This window comes from Chryseobacterium sp. CP-77 (genome assembly GCF_036362765.1).
GTDB classification, from domain to species: Bacteria; Bacteroidota; Bacteroidia; order Flavobacteriales; family Weeksellaceae; genus Chryseobacterium; species Chryseobacterium cupriresistens.
Genome location: NZ_CP143637.1, coordinates 1,704,036 through 1,721,760 on the forward strand (window position 1 = coordinate 1,704,036; position 17,725 = coordinate 1,721,760).

Annotated in this window: 15 protein-coding genes; 8 read left to right on the forward strand and 7 right to left on the reverse strand. The window is 35.8% G+C overall.

The window, feature by feature from the left end; genetic code table 11:
* Positions 1-32 precede the first annotated feature (32 nt).
* From V0410_RS07680 to V0410_RS07695, 4 genes are all read right to left on the reverse strand, one after another.
* Positions 33-314: a helix-turn-helix domain-containing protein gene (locus tag V0410_RS07680; RefSeq protein ID WP_330746988.1), complete on the reverse strand. Its 282-nt coding sequence runs from the start codon at positions 312-314 to the stop codon at positions 33-35.
* Between the two features lie 472 nt (positions 315-786).
* Positions 787-2,217, reverse strand: a complete 1,431-nt coding sequence (locus V0410_RS07685) for an exodeoxyribonuclease VII large subunit (protein ID WP_330746989.1) — start codon at positions 2,215-2,217, stop codon at positions 787-789.
* A gap of 140 nt (positions 2,218-2,357) precedes the next feature.
* Complete coding sequence (locus V0410_RS07690; RefSeq protein ID WP_330746990.1) at positions 2,358-2,966, reverse strand: alpha-ketoglutarate-dependent dioxygenase AlkB family protein; 609 nt, start codon at positions 2,964-2,966, stop codon at positions 2,358-2,360.
* 123 nt (positions 2,967-3,089) lie between these two features.
* Positions 3,090-3,866, reverse strand: a complete 777-nt coding sequence (locus tag V0410_RS07695) for an XRE family transcriptional regulator (RefSeq protein WP_330746991.1) — start codon at positions 3,864-3,866, stop codon at positions 3,090-3,092.
* 61 nt (positions 3,867-3,927) lie between these two features.
* On the opposite strand from V0410_RS07695, the gene dinB reads away from it, so the two are divergent.
* Both dinB and V0410_RS07705 read left to right on the forward strand, forming a co-directional pair.
* Positions 3,928-5,070, forward strand: a complete 1,143-nt coding sequence (gene dinB, locus V0410_RS07700) for a DNA polymerase IV (protein ID WP_330746992.1) — start codon at positions 3,928-3,930, stop codon at positions 5,068-5,070.
* 7 nt (positions 5,071-5,077) lie between these two features.
* Positions 5,078-8,131 (forward strand): DNA polymerase III subunit alpha, encoded by a 3,054-nt coding sequence (locus tag V0410_RS07705; protein WP_330746993.1) that lies wholly within the window; start codon positions 5,078-5,080, stop codon positions 8,129-8,131.
* A gap of 216 nt (positions 8,132-8,347) precedes the next feature.
* Here the strand turns inward: V0410_RS07705 and V0410_RS07710 are convergent, their stop codons facing one another.
* A complete protein-coding gene (locus tag V0410_RS07710; RefSeq protein ID WP_330746994.1) occupies positions 8,348-9,337 on the reverse strand; it encodes an SDR family NAD(P)-dependent oxidoreductase in 990 nt (329 codons plus the stop codon).
* Positions 9,338-9,874: 537 nt separating this feature from the next.
* Between V0410_RS07710 and V0410_RS07715 the strand changes: the two genes are divergently transcribed.
* The 3 genes from V0410_RS07715 to V0410_RS07725 all read left to right on the forward strand — a co-directional run bounded on the left by V0410_RS07715 (position 9,875) and on the right by V0410_RS07725 (position 12,046).
* Complete coding sequence (locus V0410_RS07715) at positions 9,875-10,282, forward strand: hypothetical protein (RefSeq protein WP_330746995.1); 408 nt, start codon at positions 9,875-9,877, stop codon at positions 10,280-10,282.
* Positions 10,283-10,547: 265 nt separating this feature from the next.
* Positions 10,548-10,787 carry a hypothetical protein gene (locus tag V0410_RS07720; RefSeq protein ID WP_330746996.1) on the forward strand — a complete coding sequence of 80 codons (240 nt, stop codon included), beginning with the start codon at positions 10,548-10,550 and terminating at the stop codon, positions 10,785-10,787.
* Positions 10,788-11,086: 299 nt separating this feature from the next.
* Positions 11,087-12,046 (forward strand): YihY/virulence factor BrkB family protein, encoded by a 960-nt coding sequence (locus tag V0410_RS07725; protein WP_442879200.1) that lies wholly within the window; start codon positions 11,087-11,089, stop codon positions 12,044-12,046.
* 154 nt (positions 12,047-12,200) lie between these two features.
* Here V0410_RS07725 and V0410_RS07730 read toward each other — a convergent pair whose 3' ends face one another.
* Positions 12,201-12,443, reverse strand: coding sequence for a winged helix-turn-helix transcriptional regulator (locus tag V0410_RS07730; protein WP_330746998.1), 243 nt, complete (start codon positions 12,441-12,443; stop codon positions 12,201-12,203).
* A gap of 235 nt (positions 12,444-12,678) precedes the next feature.
* On the opposite strand from V0410_RS07730, the gene V0410_RS07735 reads away from it, so the two are divergent.
* Positions 12,679-13,473, forward strand: a complete 795-nt coding sequence (locus V0410_RS07735) for an SDR family oxidoreductase (RefSeq protein ID WP_330746999.1) — start codon at positions 12,679-12,681, stop codon at positions 13,471-13,473.
* A gap of 19 nt (positions 13,474-13,492) precedes the next feature.
* Positions 13,493-13,810 carry a nuclear transport factor 2 family protein gene (locus tag V0410_RS07740; protein ID WP_330747000.1) on the forward strand — a complete coding sequence of 106 codons (318 nt, stop codon included), beginning with the start codon at positions 13,493-13,495 and terminating at the stop codon, positions 13,808-13,810.
* A gap of 248 nt (positions 13,811-14,058) precedes the next feature.
* Here the strand turns inward: V0410_RS07740 and V0410_RS07745 are convergent, their stop codons facing one another.
* On the reverse strand, positions 14,059-14,937 hold the full coding sequence (locus V0410_RS07745) for a cupin-like domain-containing protein (RefSeq protein ID WP_330747001.1): 879 nt from the start codon (positions 14,935-14,937) through the stop codon (positions 14,059-14,061).
* Between the two features lie 1,721 nt (positions 14,938-16,658).
* Between V0410_RS07745 and V0410_RS07750 the strand changes: the two genes are divergently transcribed.
* Positions 16,659-17,714: an ATP-grasp domain-containing protein gene (locus tag V0410_RS07750; RefSeq protein ID WP_330747002.1), complete on the forward strand. Its 1,056-nt coding sequence runs from the start codon at positions 16,659-16,661 to the stop codon at positions 17,712-17,714.
* The last annotated feature ends 11 nt before the right edge of the window (positions 17,715-17,725 follow it).

Below are 17,725 nucleotides of genomic sequence, written 5' to 3' on the forward strand. Positions count from 1 at the left end.
TGAATGGTTTGGCTGTAGATGTCTTGTTACTATCAAGAGTTTAAACAGTCTCTGATCAATTGATGGACATCCGAAAGTTTATAGTACAGCTTTCCGCTGATGGTATAGTAAGGAAGCTTTTTATCAGTCCGGTACCGCTGTAATGATCGGGAACTTATTTTTAAAAGCTGTAAAACATCCTGGTTATCCAGAAGCTGTTCCCCGTCTACTTCTATAAATCTGGATTGGTTCTTAAGCATTTGTTCTTTCAGAAGATCAAATCTTTCCATGATTCTCTCCATCCAGGCTATAAATTCTGTTCTTTCAATATCCATAATTGTGATTTTATGATTGTTGGTGATGTAAAATTGGACAAGAGGAATGAAATAAAATCACTAGTTTTTCGTAGTAACGAAAAAGAAATTATCATGTGTTAATAAAAAATCAAGAATTTTTGATTATCAGTGGTATGATAAATTACAAACAGGCAGAAAGAATATTGGCAATCAGTAGAACATATTTAGCTGTTTTTTGGGGAAAAGGAAAAAATAAAACCTCTCATAAATAAGAGGTAGCATGATTAAGTAAGCGGCAATTTTCGCTGGCTTTTCATTAAATGTAATAAAATATCAACAGAAGGATATTCAAAATATTTCTGATTAAAGATACTGATTTTAAGAAATAATTGTATATTTAATTGTTTTTAGAATGTTTAACAAAGAACATTTTTTACCTCCTGGTCATGCGGGAGGTTTTTTATTATCACTAGATCAGTAATCCTTAAAATGGAAGATGAATAGAACAGCTTTACAGAATCTTTGCCAATATAAAACCTATGATCAAAGCTGCTATAGCTGCCACTGCAATCTTCATATAATCCGTTTTGCTGTTCTTTATTTCAGTATTCAGTCTTGTATTTTCCTGCTGTAAAGATTCCATTCCAACCTTTAAAGAAGCCGTTTTTTCATTAATAGCTGCCTGTAATTTTTTTTCATGCAATGCAGCAAGCTCCTTATTATAGTTTTCAATCTCCTGCTGTCTCTCTTTCTGCTGGCCGGCAAAGTTCTTCTGCATTTCCTGAACCTGTTTTGCTGAAGACTCCTGGAACTTTTGAAATTCTTCAGTTCTTTTTGATAGTTGATCTGTTAGGGTTTTTACCTGCTCACCGTGTTTCTCTGAAAGATCTTTCTTTAATTTCTCTACCTCTTCATTACGAACCTTAAGCTGTTCAGTAAAAGCTTTTACCTGATTTTCAGATTGCTCTTTAAAGGTCTTTTGAGCTTCAGTGAATTCATCATTTTTCTTTTTAAGTTGCTTCTCCAGTGTCAGCACCTGCTCTGCAAACTGTTTACCCACATCCTTTTTAACTTCATCAATCAGTAATGCACGTGAATTTGATTTTTCATGGGATAATTTTTCAACAATGGAATGAAGACCAGCTCCATAATCATGCGGTAGATGAAATCTTTTATCAGCCAGCTTATCCAGCAGAGTTTCATCTACTGTATGACCTATTGCCGTTACAGTTACCGCTTCCAGAGCAATAAATAATTCTGAAAGAACTATATCATTGAAAACTTCCATGCTTTGCCGGTCGCCTCCTCCCCTTACCAGCGCGATAATGTCATACCCTGATTCAGAAACCTCCTCCAATTTTTCAGCAATAGAGGTTGATGAAGTGATACTGCAGCTATATTCCGAGACCTGGAAATACTTCTCTGAAATATCCAATCCCTCTGCAAAGTCTTTTTGTACGATTGCATTATTTCCATAAATATTGGCAATTCTGACTCGTTCATCTTTGAGAAGTTTATTCCTGATTATGGACTCAAGATCTTTGGATCCTTTTTCAAGTTTTTTCTGGATGAGTTCATATCTCTGTAGTTCTTCTTCTGAAATTGCCCGTTCCTCTTGCTGGATAATTTCATCTACAACGAAACGCAATTCTACAGAGGAGTTTTTAATGCTTTTCTCAATATACCCTCTAAGCGTATAGATATCATTGTTTTCAATTTTACTTCTCAGTAATGCTGATATTCTAACACCAATAGAAATAGTATCAGATTCTGAAAACAGATGATCATAGTAATAATTCCCATAGGCTTTTCCTCCGCCGAAGGAATATCTTCCCTTAAGATAGATTAGATTAACGGTCGCATTAAGCTTTAATGCATTGCTAAACAGTCCCAATACTGATCCCGGAGAATAAATCTGATAAGTGGGTTCATTTCCCTGCATACTTCCTCAAAAATTAAATGATGCTAAAGTTATTGCTATTTTATAGAATATAACTTGCCTCTTAGTGTGGTTATTATTACTTTTATTAACAAAGTGATCTTTGACTCTAGTGGCAGTCATTGTATTTAGTTTAATAAAAACTAAAGATTTTGAATTAACCTGAACGTTAGATTAATCCGTTCTTTCATGGGTACGTTTGATTTGGCAATCCTGTGCTCCCACTCTTCCTGAAGATTACCTTTCATGATCAATAAGCAGCCGTGAGGAAGAGGAAGACTGTATTTGCTTTGGTGGTGGTCTTTTTTTCTGAAATCAAAGTTTCTGGTTTGTCCAAGGCTGATGGACGCAATAACCGGACGCTTACCATATCGGCTTTCCCTATCCCGATGCCAGGCAACGGAGTCATTATGATCACGGTATAGATTTAACAGAACCCCATTGAATTGGCAGCCAAATTCTTTTTCAATTCTTTGTTTTAAGGAGAACAATTCAGGAGTCCATGGGTTCGTTGGCTTTTTAGCTTCTTCTGAATCGTTATATTTTGGATCTCCATACCAAGCAGTCAATCTTGGAGTAAGCACCATCTTATCATACATTTTTTGAGTACGCTGTTGCCAGGGAGCAGTTTCCAACAATTTATTTTTAAGCAGATCGGCTTCTTCCCTACTCATAAAACTCTCTCTGTATTCCAGAAGATCTTTTGGAAACTCATAGAGTTCTTCTGAATCAAATAAACTCAGCTGGATCATTTAACTTTAAATTAAAATATTTATCTTAGCAGTATCCCGTTACTTCGGGATTTTTTTTCATCATTTGTGTTTTTTGCTTCCCTTCGGGGAAGTTTTTTGATTATACCATGTACTCACATAAATTCAATTCTTATCTCCCATTTTTTCTTTAATCTGTTTGATATCAGTTTTTATTTGTGTGATAAAGTTTTGAATATGATGTTCTGCAAATTCATCAGGATCATATTCTTTGGTATTAATACTACAGGCAAATTCCCAGATTTCTTTAATTTCAGGTAATGGAATTTTATAGGGCTCATAAAATTGATTGTCAGCCTTCACCCATATACCATCTGCTTCATGAAACTGAAATCTTTTGTAGCTGATACCATCATTGGTGGTAATGAAAACATACGTTCTGTCCGTTTTCAAATCCGATAGATTTTCTACATATTTTCCGACGATATAGGTTCCGTTCTTATAGGGTGGCATTGAATCTCCATCAGCAGGAAATGCCCTGAACTTACCCCCTTTTAAAAAAGGTAATGATATGGTCTCCAGACTTTCTATGTATTCCGGATCTCCATAGCCATTCAGGTAGCCCATAGAAGCTTTTTGGGGGATAATCTCAATCTGATTGTTTCCATCCTGATCAACCTTTATAGGCAGAATGATTCTATTGTCAGGAAGCTCCATGAGTTCATCGATAGAAAATTTTCTGACATCTACAGTCAATAGTAGGTCGATGCTGATGTTATAGAATTTTGAAATTCTAAGCAATATTTCAATAGGAGGTTCCGTTCTGCCATATTCATAGGCGACATATCTGGATCGGGTAAGAAATAATAGATCTGCCAGTTCTTGCTGAGTCATATTTTTCTTTCCTCTCAAAAACACGATGTTATCAGAGAATTTTGACATTGTTACAATTTTAGACAACAAAAATACAAAATTTGTTTCAAAAAGTGACTAATTTTGTCACATGGAAAGAGCAATTGTACATATGGATCTGGATACGTTCTTTGTTTCCTGTGAAAGGCTGAAAAACTCCGAATTGGAGAAAAAGCCTGTCATCATAGGAGGTGGAGACCGTGGTGTAGTGGCGTCCTGCTCTTATGAAACCCGTTTTTTCGGAGTCAGAAGTGCCATGCCGATTAAAATGGCTTTACGGCTGTGTCCCGAAGCTAAAGTAATTAAGGGAGATATGGAAATGTATTCCAATATGTCCCATATGGTAACGGAAATTATCCAGGAAAAAGTTCCTGTTCTTGAAAAGGCAAGTATCGATGAATTTTATCTGGATCTTTCCGGGATGGATCAGTTTTTCGGATGCTATAAATGGACCCATGAAATAGCAGAAAGCGTGCAGAAAAATACAGGTTTACCGATAAGTTTTGCATTGTCTGCCAATAAAACAGTATCCAAAATCGGAACCGGAGAATCAAAACCAACCGGAAGATTGGAAGTGAAACAGTCTGACATACAGCCGTTTTTAAACCCGCTTTCGGTAAAGAAAATTCCGATGGTGGGCGATGTTACTTTTCAGCTGCTCTCAAGACTGGGGATCAGAACGATACAAACGCTTTCAGAAATGCCTGTTGACGTTCTTCAGCAGCTGATTGGTAAAAATGGAAATGAACTCTGGAAAAAAGCACACGGAATTGACGAAAATCCTGTGGTTCCTTATTCGGAAAGAAAATCTATTTCTACAGAAGATACTTTTGCCCAGGACAGCATCGATATTCAAGGGATCAAAAGTATTCTTTCCGGAATGGTTGAAAAACTCTGCTATCAGCTACGGGCAGAGAAATGGCTCGTATCGGTAGTGGTGGTAAAACTCCGCTATTCCAATTTTGATACGGAAACCAAACAATGCAGGATTCCTTACACCTCAGCTGACCATACCCTGCTCAGGTATGTTTTAGAACTTTTTAAAAAAGTATATACAAGACGTATGAGAATAAGACTGGTAGGCGTAAAATTTACCGGGCTGGTTCACGGATGCCATCAAATGGATCTCTTTGAAGATACGGAAGAGTTGATATCACTGTATCAGACAATGGATAAAATCAAGAACAGGTTTGGAACTTCAAGTGTAGGAAGAGCCTCAGGATTATTAAAATAAGTATAAGATGTTTCTGAATTGTCATTCTTACCACAGCCTTCGGTATGGAACTATTTCTATTAAAGAATTGGTTAAGCAGGCTGTACGTTTTAATATTAAAACCGTGGCTCTTACGGATATCAATACCATTACCGGGATCTATGATTTTTATAAGCTTTGCCAGGAGTATAATATCAAACCGATTGTCGGAGTGGAAATACGGGTTCAGGATGAACTGTATTATATCTGCCTGTCCAGAAATCAAAAAAGTATCGGAGAGATCAACAGGCTTTTAACCGCATATAACTGTGAAGGCATTGAAATTCCTAAAGCAAATCCTGATTTTACAGATACTTTTGTTATTTACCCACTGGAGAATATTCCTGAAAAATTAGCAGACCATGAATTTATAGGCATCAGACAGAACCAGTTAAACCTTTTGATTCAACCGGAATTAAAACAGTTCATTCATAAAATGATTATTCTTCATCCAGTAACCTTTACCACCCCTGAAGAATATGAGCTTCATAAAATACTAAGGGCTATTGATAACAATACATTGATCAGTAAGCTTAAAGAAAGTGACTACTGTAAAGACAACGAAATGTTTACTGATAAAAAAGAGCTTCTGGCTCAATTTTACCATGAGCCACAGATTATTGAAAATACTAAGTATATGGTCAATAGCTGCCATTTTGATTTTGATTTTTCAACACCTAAAAACAAAAAGCATTTCACTGACAGTAAGGAAAATGATTCTAAGCTTTTAAAACAGTTAGCCTACCAGGGACTTTCAAAAAGGTATTCCGATGATAATCTACAGGCCAAAGCAAGAGTGGATAAAGAATTAGGGGTTATTGAGCAGCTTAATTTCTGTGCTTATTTCCTGATCACCTGGGATATTATCCAGTACAGCAACCGGATGGGATTTATGCACGTAGGAAGAGGCAGCGGAGCCAATTCAATAGTAAGTTACTGCATCGGAATTACTGACATATGTCCTTTGGAGCTGGATCTGTATTTTGAACGGTTTCTAAACCTCAACCGCAAAACGCCTCCGGATTTTGACATAGACTGGAGCTGGCAGACCAGGGATATTATCCTTGAATATATTTTTGATACATATGGAAGAGACCATGTTGCCTTCTGTGGAACCAATGTTGAATTTAAATATCGTTCAATTTTCCGGGAAGTAGGAAAAGTATTTGGTCTTCCAAAGGAAGAACTTGATACGCTGGCAACAAAACCTATCCAGGAACATGATAATAATTCAGTATCCAGACAGGTTCATTACTACGGAAAGCTTTTAGAAAAGTTTCCTAACCAGAGAAGCATGCACTCCTGTGGAATTCTGATATCAGAAGAACCTATCACCAATTATTCAGCACTCGAAATGCCTCCTAAAGGTTTTCCGATTGTACAGTTCGATATGTACACTGCTGAAGAGATTGGCCTTGAAAAATTTGATATTCTCTCACAAAGAGGGTTAGGTACCATTAACGACACGGTAAAGCTGGTGAAGGAAAAAAGAGGCATTGATATCGATATCCGGGACACTTCTCTCTCAAAAGACGAAGCCCGATGCAATGAATTCTTAAGTTCCGGAAAAACCATCGGCTGTTTTTATATTGAATCTCCTGCTATGAGGGGATTACTCAGAAGACTGAAATGTGACAATTACAAAGTGTTGGTTGCTGCCTCCTCCATTATTAGACCCGGCGTGGCTCAAAGCGGAATGATGCGGGAATATATTTTCAGGCATAACCATCCTACAAAATTTGAGTACTTCCATGAGGTTTTTGAAAAGGAATTAGGAGAAACCTATGGTATTATGGTATATCAGGAAGATGTTATTAAAATTGCCCTGCATTTCGGAGGGTTATCCGCACCTGATGGTGATGTGCTGAGAAGAGCAATGAGCGGTAAGGGCCGTTCTTTATCAGCTTTACAGAAAGTAAAAGATAACTTCTTTGAATCCTGTAAAAAGCTGGGACATCCTGAACAATTATCCATGGAAGTATACCGGCAGATCGAATCATTTGCGGGATACTCATTCTGTAAAGCACATTCTGCTTCTTATGCTGTGGAAAGTTATCAGAGTTTATTTCTCAAGGTCTACTATCCTATCGAATTCATGGTCTCTGCCATTAATAACGGCGGAGGTTTTTACAGAACTGAGGTATATATTCATGAAGCCAGAATGTCGGGAGCTGCCATCCATAATCCTTGTGTCAATTTAAGTGAATATCAAACGACTGTTTATAGCTGTGATGTTTATTTAGGATTGATGCATATTGAAAGGTTGGAACTTAAATTAGCGCAACTTATTCCTGAAGAAAGAGCTCAAAATGGAAATTATACTTCCCTGGAAGATTTTATTAAGAGAATTCCTATCGGTATCGAAACATTGCAAATTTTAATCTTTATTGGCGCCTTCCGCTTTACCGGAAAACAAAAACATGAACTGCTGATTGAATCAAGATTTCTTTTGGGAACTCATAAGGTTCCTTTCAGGCATCTGACTTTACTTGAAGAGCCTCAGAAAGATTATCAGCTTCCTTCTATAGAAAGAAACCGCTTTGAAGATGCATTTGATGAAATAGAAATATTGGGATTTCCTGTTTCATTCAGTCCTTTTGACTTATTACAAACCCGATACAGAGGTTCTGTTTTGGTAAAAGATCTATTGAAGTTTCATAAACACCAGGTTAAAATGCTGGCCTATTTGATTTCAAGAAAGCATGTACCCACAAAGAAAGGTACAATGTATTTCGGAACCTGGGTTGATGCTGAAGGAGAATATTTTGATACCGCTCATTTTCCAAACTGCCTTGAAGAATATCCTTTTCAGGGTGGTGGCTGCTATTTATTATTGGGAACGGTAGAAGTAGATTTTCACTTTCCTACTGTTACTATTCATAAAATGGCTAAAATGCCCTTTATTTCGGATCCAAGATATTCCATGGATAAAGAAAAATCGCTGGAAGCTCAACGCAATTTACAGGAAGATATCAGCATGACCTGGCGTAAACCCTATCCACAGGAACATGAAATAGGGCTGCCAAGGCATAAAATGCTGTAAGGAAATACAATTAATGACCTCTAAATGTTGACTTTTCTCCTTAATTAAAGAGAGTATTGCGTTAATGTGTAAGTTATTAATGGAATATTACAATAATGCCTTTTATCCGAAATCAGATAAAGTACATATTTTATCTTTAGATATTTACGTTAAGACATCATTTTTTATATTTCCTTAAGATAATCGCTGTAAAGTTCAAATGATGTTGATTCAATATTAACTGCTTTTATTGCCAAAACCTTTTGCTATTATCACAAAGCCAGCCGTAAGTCCAATTAATAATGCTACTTTAACGCTTTTAGAAGTATTTAAAGGGGGCCTGCCGTATATTTTGAGTGGTTCTTGAGAAGGCTTAAGTATATTCCCGGATACTTCAGGACCTTTTTTTATTTTCATCATTATTCGTACACCCGCTGATGCTGTATTGATTACTAATTTGGGAAAAAGTCTGTAAATTGATGTAATGGCATAAGATCTGAAATCAGGAAATAAATCTTTTCTCGGTTTTCTTGCTAATTCAACCATTTTTGCAGCGGTATCACGTGGATCTGAAGCAATGATGGGTATATTCATCTTGAACCCCGAATATTTTGCAGAATGAAGATTCCCGGTAGATTTTTGAAGCTGAGGGTACAAACTACAAATATGAATGTCTGCATAATTTGAAACCTCACCTTGAAGACCGTCCATCATCCCTTTAATACCGTACTTAGTTGCTGAATACACAGAACTGTAAGGTGCCGGCATATATCCCCCTATAGAAACATTATTGATCAATATCCCCTCATTCTGTTTTTTGAAAATTTTAATGGCATTGTAAGCGCCATGCATATAACCAAATAGATTAGTTTTAATTACCTGTTCGTGAATCTCCATTGGAATCTCTTCAAATTTTCCACTTGCCATTACCCCAGCATTATTTACCCATATATCAATTCTGCCAAATCTGGAAAATGTCTCCTCTGCTACCCGTTCCATATCTGCGGCAACGGATGTATCGGCGGAAATTCCCAATACCTCTACTCCCATTTCTTTGCAAAGCTCAACCACTTCATCAATACCTTTCTGTCCTCTTGCTACGATAACTATATTACATCCTTGCAATGCAAAAGCCTCTGCAGCAGCCCTTCCTACTCCACTGCTAGATCCTGTTATTACTACTGTTTTTCGTAATAGAGTATTTTGAAATTGTTCTTCTTTTCTCATGTTTACTTTTTTTTGCAATTCAGTAACTGATAGAACATGTATTGTGCCAGATGAGCAATTTTTAAAATACATTGTATCCATTCAAGTTTTTACATCCAAGAATAATAGTGCTTTACCATAGGCAAATATTTAGAATCAATTCATTTAAAGTCTCAAGTCTGATTATTGATGTTCATGTATTATGTATTTATAAAAAGTACCACAAATCCACTTTTTACTGTGATTGGTCTTATTATTGAATACATTTTTTTAACCAATCACAAAAATATCCTTTTATGAAAAATACCTTGTCGTCACAGGAGGAGGTTTTTGCCGGTAATAATTTCATCAAAGCCATTGCCAAAAAGAGTTAATTAGCATGATCTCAGCTGACTGAAATAATTACTATTTCCTCTTACCATGTGACTATTAAGTTTTCACACATTAATTGATCTATAATTGGTTCAGTTTATTATGAAAAATTGATCTTCTATAATCATGATTTTTGCAGCCCTGCAAATAGTCAAAGTAATAAAAATTAACTTTAAAATAAATATTATGCTTAAAAAAATGTTAGCAGGTTTAGGTGGAGCTATCGCACTCAACCTACTCCACGAAATCGTCAGAAAGAATTTTGATAATGTTCCCCATATCAATGAGGTTGGAGAAGAAGCTTTAAAGAAAGTAACCGATTCTACAGCACTTGAAATAACTGATCCTGATCAATTATATGCCGCAACTTTAGCAGGTGACATTGTAAGCAATGCTATTTACTATGGAACGACTGCAACAAATCATAATTTTACCAGTGGACTTGCAGCAGGTATTGGTGCCATCGTCCTTCCGCAAAAGATGGGTTTAAATGATCAGCCTGTAGCTGAGAACAATAAGAAGAAGCTCATGACCGTAGGATATTATATTTTTGGTGCTATTGTTACGAAATTCATTTATGACAAAATTAAGTGATAGCAGCTATGCTTGCTCCCTATAAGCCGGGGTAACTGGCTATATTAAATAAGTAAACTACTGACTGATAATTAAAACTTAAGGATTGCCTTACTTTAAAGTTTGGAAACGTTATGAAACTAATACCATTGTACACTAAATAACGACTCCTAAAGGCATTTTACTGTAACTGTTTAACATCACCAACATGTAAAATACTGAAACGATTTTAGTACTCACTGAGCAGCTGTATATAACCATTGACAGAAGTAAAGGTTTTGAAATTGTGGAAAGAAAAGTTTGGGATAGCTATTCTGATCTACAGGGAGAATATGATAAGATGATCTCTCAGTCTAAGATAATGAAAGATGAAATTATCGATCTCATTACTGAACGAGGCGGAAATCCCGATAAAGAAGCCTCATTATTTTCCGGCAGCCTGCAACGGACATCGATACCCCTTAAGAATCCTATTCCGAAAAGTAATAATGATAAACAAACACTGGAAAATGTAGTTTTCGGTTAAAAGCATGCCATTGAAGCATATGATAATGCTTTAAAAAAGTGGTGACCTTTGTAATGAAAGCTCTAAGATAATTGCTAAACAGCTAAGGAAGCTACGTATCTCTTACCATCAATTCAACAATACCGAACATTATAAAAACAAAGAGTACTGATCTATTCATATCCAGCAAACTATACCATATTTTTTCTTAAAACAGTTCAAAATCCGAAATATCATCGGTAGTATAAAATACTGATTATGAAAATTTTTAAAAACAGCAATACGAGTTTCATCAATGGTTTTTGCCTGTAAATCGATACATTATGAAAACAGTAAATAATTTTTGGGAAATACTTAAAGATACATATAAGGACTGGAGTGCACGTGATTTAGGTACTGAGGCAGCAAGTTTAGCATATAATGCCATTTTTTCGATTCCGGGACTTCTCATTATAGTTATATGGGTTACCGGAATTTTCTTCGGGGAAGAGGCCGTCCGCGGGGAAATAACAAAGCTTATCGGGAGTATGCTGGGAAAAGATGTCGGGAAAAGCCTCGAAGAAATAGTGGTTGCCGGTATGGTGGATAAAAAGAATATTTTCATGAAAATTATTGGAATTGCTACCCTAATATTTGGTGCAACATCACTTTTTTTTCAGTTTCAAAAATCTTTAAATAAGCTTTGGGATGTCGTTGCAGCGCCTAAAAAAGCCTGGGAAAAATACCTTCTCGATCGTGCCAACTCTTTAGGGATGATCATTGTTATTGCCTTTCTTATGCTCATTACATTACTGCTCAGCTCCTTTATAGGTCTTGCTAATGACTGGTTTATCCATCGTTTCGGTATCGAAACTTTAGTTGCCGTGAATATTATTAATATCGTGATCGGTTTTATAGTTACCTTATTCCTCTTCGCAGCGATGTTCAAAATCCTTCCCGATGTTGAAATGCAATGGAAATCGGTGTGGGTAGGTGCGGCAGTGACTTCCGTTCTTTTTACTCTTGGAAAGTACATCCTGACTTTTTATTTTGAAACCTTTAATCCTAGTTCCGCCTTCGGAGCTGCCGGTACTGTTATTTTATTGCTTCTCTGGATTAATTATACCTGTCAGATCATTTTCTTTGGTGCAGAATTCACTAAGGTATATGCTAAAAAGATGGGTCATGAGCTTAAGCCTTCCAAACATGCAAAATGGAGTCCGCAATCCGTATCCAAAGAAAATGAACCAAAAGTAATTGCAGGAGCAAAGCCTTCGGAAAAGCCCTTGAAGGATCCATGATTTAGTATTTATATTCTTAACTCATAAAATAACTGGGAGCTTACTTTCCTCTTTGAATTATAATATTCCACCGTTCTGCCCACCGCCATATTAAAAGTAATGGTATTGCCTTTTACTAAAATAAGCCTTTTGCCTGCTTGACCTTCCCGGATATTTAATCTCTTTTTAAAATAACCTCGCGCAGCCTGTCCTGATGTTCATCACCCCAATTTCCTAACGCCGAGATGACAGGGATTAGTGATTTCCCAAAATCCGTCAGGAAATACTCTACTTTTGGCGGAACCTGAGCATAAATCTTTTTCGTCACCAATTCGTGGGCCTCCAGCTCCTTAAGTTGAATATTCAGAACACGTCTGGAAGCGTCTGGAATTTTACGCTGCAGCTCACTTGGCCGCAAGTGTCCTTCATTTATAAACCATAACAAACGGATTTTCCACTTTCCGTAAAGCACCTCTCCGATCAGATCGAGTCCGCAGTTTAAATTTAAAGGTATTTTTCTTTCATGCATACAACAAATGTAGCCCAATGTACCAAAATGTACAATAGGGGAAAAAATTATCCCTATGCAATTCGATTTTCCGTTATTGCTTAAAATCGAGATACTTCTCAAATTTGTATCAAAGAAAATCGAAATGAAACATCAATTTAATTTTAACAACGAATTAAAAGGCAAAACAGCCTTGGTAACAGGTGGAACAAAAGGTGCAGGAAGATCAATCGCAGAAAGACTTCTGGCTGCCGGAGCAACAGTTATTATTACTGCAAGAAATCCACCCGAAGAAAAAAATAGTGATCTTTATTTTATCGCGGCTGATCTTAGTAAACCGGAAGGAACTCAGATTGTGGTTGAAGAAGTACTTGACAAATTTGGAAAATTGGATATTCTCATTAATAATATGGGAGGATCCGAAACCAAAGGTGGCGGCTTTGCAGTTCTGACAGATGAAGAATGGCTAAAATCTATTCAAACAAACTTATTGTCTCCCGTGCGGTTAGACAGAGCTTTTTTACCCCAAATGATTGAAAGAAAAACGGGAACAATTATTCATATTGCATCCATTCAGGCAAGATTGCCTTTATACGACAGCACACTTCCTTACGCTGCTGCAAAAGCTGGCCTGTTAAACTATAGTAAAAGTTTATCCAATGAAGTTGCAACAAAAGGAATCAGGGTTCTTACTGTCTCTCCAGGATGGATTATGACCGATGCTTCGGAAAGAATGATGGAACGTATTGCTGAAAGCAGTAAAAGCACGATTGAAGAGGCTACAGAAAGTGTTATGAATGCCTTAGGAGGAATTCCTTTTGGCAGGCCTTCACAGCCTGAAGAAGTTGCAGAGCTTGTAGGATTTTTAGTATCACCAAGAGCAAACTACCTAACCGGTACTGAATTTATAATAGACGGAGGGACCATCCCAACAATTTAAGATTTTTTAATAATAGAATATGAACTTACCGAACATCATCTCAGAATTAGTGAAAGCACAGGAAAATTTTGACAGCCACAGATATGCTGAATGTTTTACTGATACTGCCGTCGTATACGACGAAGGAAAAATACATCACGGAAGAATTGAAATAGAAAATTGGATTAGACTAGCTAATAATGAATATCAAACCGTTATGAAGCCTCAAAATTTTAGTCAAGATGAAAATATTCTTGAAGCGGAAATTTCAGGAACATTTCCAGGAAGTCCTCTTGTTCTCCAGTATCATTTTGATCTCAGAGACGGCTTGATACAAACACTGAAAATTACAGATTAAAATAAAAGAAGCTGTTTAGTTTAAACAGCTTCTTTTACACATTTCTATTGACAGTATGTAATAATATCAATCTCTACACTATTCCAGTCTTCAATCACAATAGTTCTGTCTCTATTCTTTATTCCTAATTTCAATTGTTCTCAGTCAATCCCTTATCCAAGTTATCAATATCATCCACTTTTACTTCTAAGATATCCCATGCTAAAATGGCTGTTGAAAAAAGGTTGTTTGGCTGGGAACATATATTTTTATCTTTTAGGCAAGTTATTTCGCAGTGCATGTTCAGCATTTTTGAACGCTTTTTTCTCCTTCCAGTCCATATACCTTTTTTTAAACCGTGCTTTCATAAAATTATCAAAAGTTCTCTGGACGGTAAGATTCCATAAGCTGTGAGCTTTGACCTCCCAGGATTTGTCCCACGCACGAAGTGATATTGAGAAGCTTCCATCCAAATATTTCATCCAATGCCACCAGCCCGTAGGCATAAATAGGGTATCTCCATGTTCCAAGACACACTCAATACCTTCAACTCCTTCAAGTGCCGGAAAGTCCGCAAAAGACGGATTTTCAACATTATAATCTTCTAATGCATAGGTCGCAAATGGAAGCTTATATAATCTTTCTTTCCATTTATAATCAAAAAGGATTATATGCTTTTTTCCGTTAAAATGCGTGTGAAAGATATGAGCCATATCGATGTCGTAATGCAAAAATGTTTCTGACCCCTTTCCTCCAAAAAACATATTGGGATATTTGTCAAGAAACCCTCCCATTAGTTCAGTAGGAGCGATATAATCACCTAGCAATTTAGGAGCGAACTTAATCGGATCAAAAAGAAATATTCGCAAATCAGTAGGTTCCCGCTGAATTAAGTCAATATACCTGTTGAATTTCATTTTTGCTGCGGATGAGTTTATAGGAGCAGAAGGGTCTGCTTTCGAACTATCATAAAGTGGAACTTCCACATCTCCAACTATTTTCTTCATATAGTCCATCGTCCATTTTTGGTACGCAGGCCATTTTTTAGCCATATTTTTTATAACAAGTGGCTTTCTTGCCTTGAGATAATTCTTTATGAATTCTTCTTTGGTTATATCATCAACAATATCTATAGGTTTTAAAATCATACCCTTTTTACATATTAGACAGCAGAGTTCATTACACTAAATTAAAATCTTGCTCTGCTCACAAGAATTCACCTGTAAAGTAATAAAAAAAATAGTCTAGCACGGCTGGTTATTTATGTGAAAGGTCTAAAATTATATGTGAAGTGTCAATTATAAATATTGAATTGTCTTAGCTTAACCTAGAAATAATAAAAGTTATTACTGCACAAAATAATAAATTACACAATGATACCGAACAGATTGATGCCAGCCTTGAAAAGAGAATGCAGAAATAGATCTTTACCGCGCTTTGGGCGAAAGGACAAATTAAATTTTTTAGAAAAACCGACTCAGCAAACTGAGTCAGTTTTTTTATTTTAAAAGAAATCTATTAAATAAGTTGGAATTATTCAACGTGATGGTCATATTTCGAAAATAGTAAAATGATTGAAAAAAGAATTATGTAAAATGTATGAACTTTAAAGTACATCAAATGCTCATTAACGCTAAATTGTGAAAGTTAGAATGCAAAATAGGATTGGCAGGTGCCAATCCTATAGCGTGGTTAATAAAATTTGACTTTTCATGAAGTAATTAACCATGCATTATATATCAACATTCATTTGTAGTCTAATAAGAATCCTAATAACGACAACTTTTAAAATACTCAATAACAAAACGGCATTAAATGCCTCAGTTAATTTTAAACTGAGACTGTAACACTACAGTCTCAGTAAAATGCTTAGAAAAACGCTAACGATGCAGGTTTGGGGACTAATGTTATGCTTTGTAAAATTTAGCATCCGAATCTCTAAGCCTTGAAAAAGGATAATTCTCTTAGCGAAGATAGTCATTGTATTAGCATGCCGTCATAAAAAAGTTAGTAAAGCGTATAAAGAAGGTGATGAAACAACATTTTTATCAATTAGAACGTTACAACTACTAAAATACATCAGTAAGTTATACATCAATCCAAATACTATTAAATGCTTACTTTAAGCTATTTAAATATTATGTAGACCATTAGCGGCTTAATAACTGGTATGATATGTCGCGGCAAACATTAAGAAATATCATTATTGTTTAAATAAAAAAAAACGCCCTAGAAAATCTAAGGCGTCGGAAATAACGAAGTGTAAAATTGCAGGTACTGCAAAATTTTCATTTATATAGAATATTATTTTCAAAATTAAGGTACCTTTATCTAAAAGTCTAGTTTATGATAACCAACATTTCAAATGTACTTCATTAATTTTCGACTTGTAAAAAAAACAATGCGAAGCGTTTAAAATGGATGCTCAAAAGGCCATTTTAGACTATGAAGTGTATTATAGTTTTACATGCAGTAAAGAATCAAAACGCTATTTTAAGAATTGCTTTTCGGTTAATAAATTCTATACCATACAATAATGATTGCTATTGCCAGATATTAAAGGTGTACCTATTCTATTCCCACTATTGTTGTACAAATAAAAAAGCTCTTTATTAAAGTGTATTGATAATGTTATGTTGTAGCAGTGCTATTAAGGAAAAATTTGCTAAATAATACAAAGTGCTTATGTCAACCCTGTATTTTTAATTATAATAAAATCAGTAAGGTAAATTTTATCTTGATAATTATACATCTACATAACTACATTAATTAATAAGTGTCATAAACTTAAAATTCATTAAATTTTAAATACCAGCACCGTTTTAAATGTAAGAGTTATAAATTTGTTTAAAATAAATATCCAAATAAGATGATCAAGCGGGTTGCAATTCTATATCAGGCGCAGGAACCACCTAAAATAGGCGGGATAAAAAAACCTATGAAACCGGGCGGTTATTCTGACAGTGGTGCAGATATAGCCTACTCACTACTTAAACAGGGCATCGAAATTATAACTAATCACCTAAATCCACAAGTAGAAAACGACTTTGACTGGGTTTTCCCCGATACAGAGGATGGTATCCAGGAATCAATAGATAAAGGAGCAAACATACTATGGCTAAACACAGTTCTCTTCTCAGGACATCCCATTGAAAAAGCTCTCTCAGAAGGTATTTCTGTTGTGGGACAAATTCCTTCCGACGCCGAAAGATTTGATGACAAATGGAAAACCAACCAATTACTATCAGAATATCAAATTCCAATTCCGAAATCAATATTGATTACTCAAGATAATTATACCAATTATACCTTAAATTTTCCATTTCCTGTTGTAGTTAAGCCCATTCGAGGAAGAGGCAGTCAAGGTGTTTCTTTAGTGAATACTAAGCAGGTATTAGAATCGGTCATCAAATTGATGTTTCAATCTCATCAGTTTGGTAATGCTTTATATGTAGAAGAATATCTTGTCGGTGAGGAAATTACCATCACGGTAATGCCACCGGGAGATTATATAATAGAGAATAAAATTATAAAGAAAGATAGATATTGGTCGCTCCCTCCTGTTAAAAGGTTTAATCACAAAGATGGAATTGCTCCCTATAATGGAACTGTTGCAGTCATTAATAATAGTTGCGTTTTGACAGATCGAGAAATACAAAGTACTACAGTTCAAAAAGCAATAATGCAATGTGAAAAATCCGCAGCTATAGTTCGTGCAAAAGCACCAATACGTATTGACTGCAGGGCAAATTCTAATGGTGAATTTCTTTTATTTGATTTAAATATGAAACCCAATATGACGGGGCCTTCTCGTCCCCAAAGGCAAGACCAGGATAGCCTGACAGCTCTTGCAGCCCGCAAAATAGGCTGGACGTTTGACGACTTGATTTTAAATATACTGAATCAAAACTGGTCTATTTCATAACCAAAAAAAAT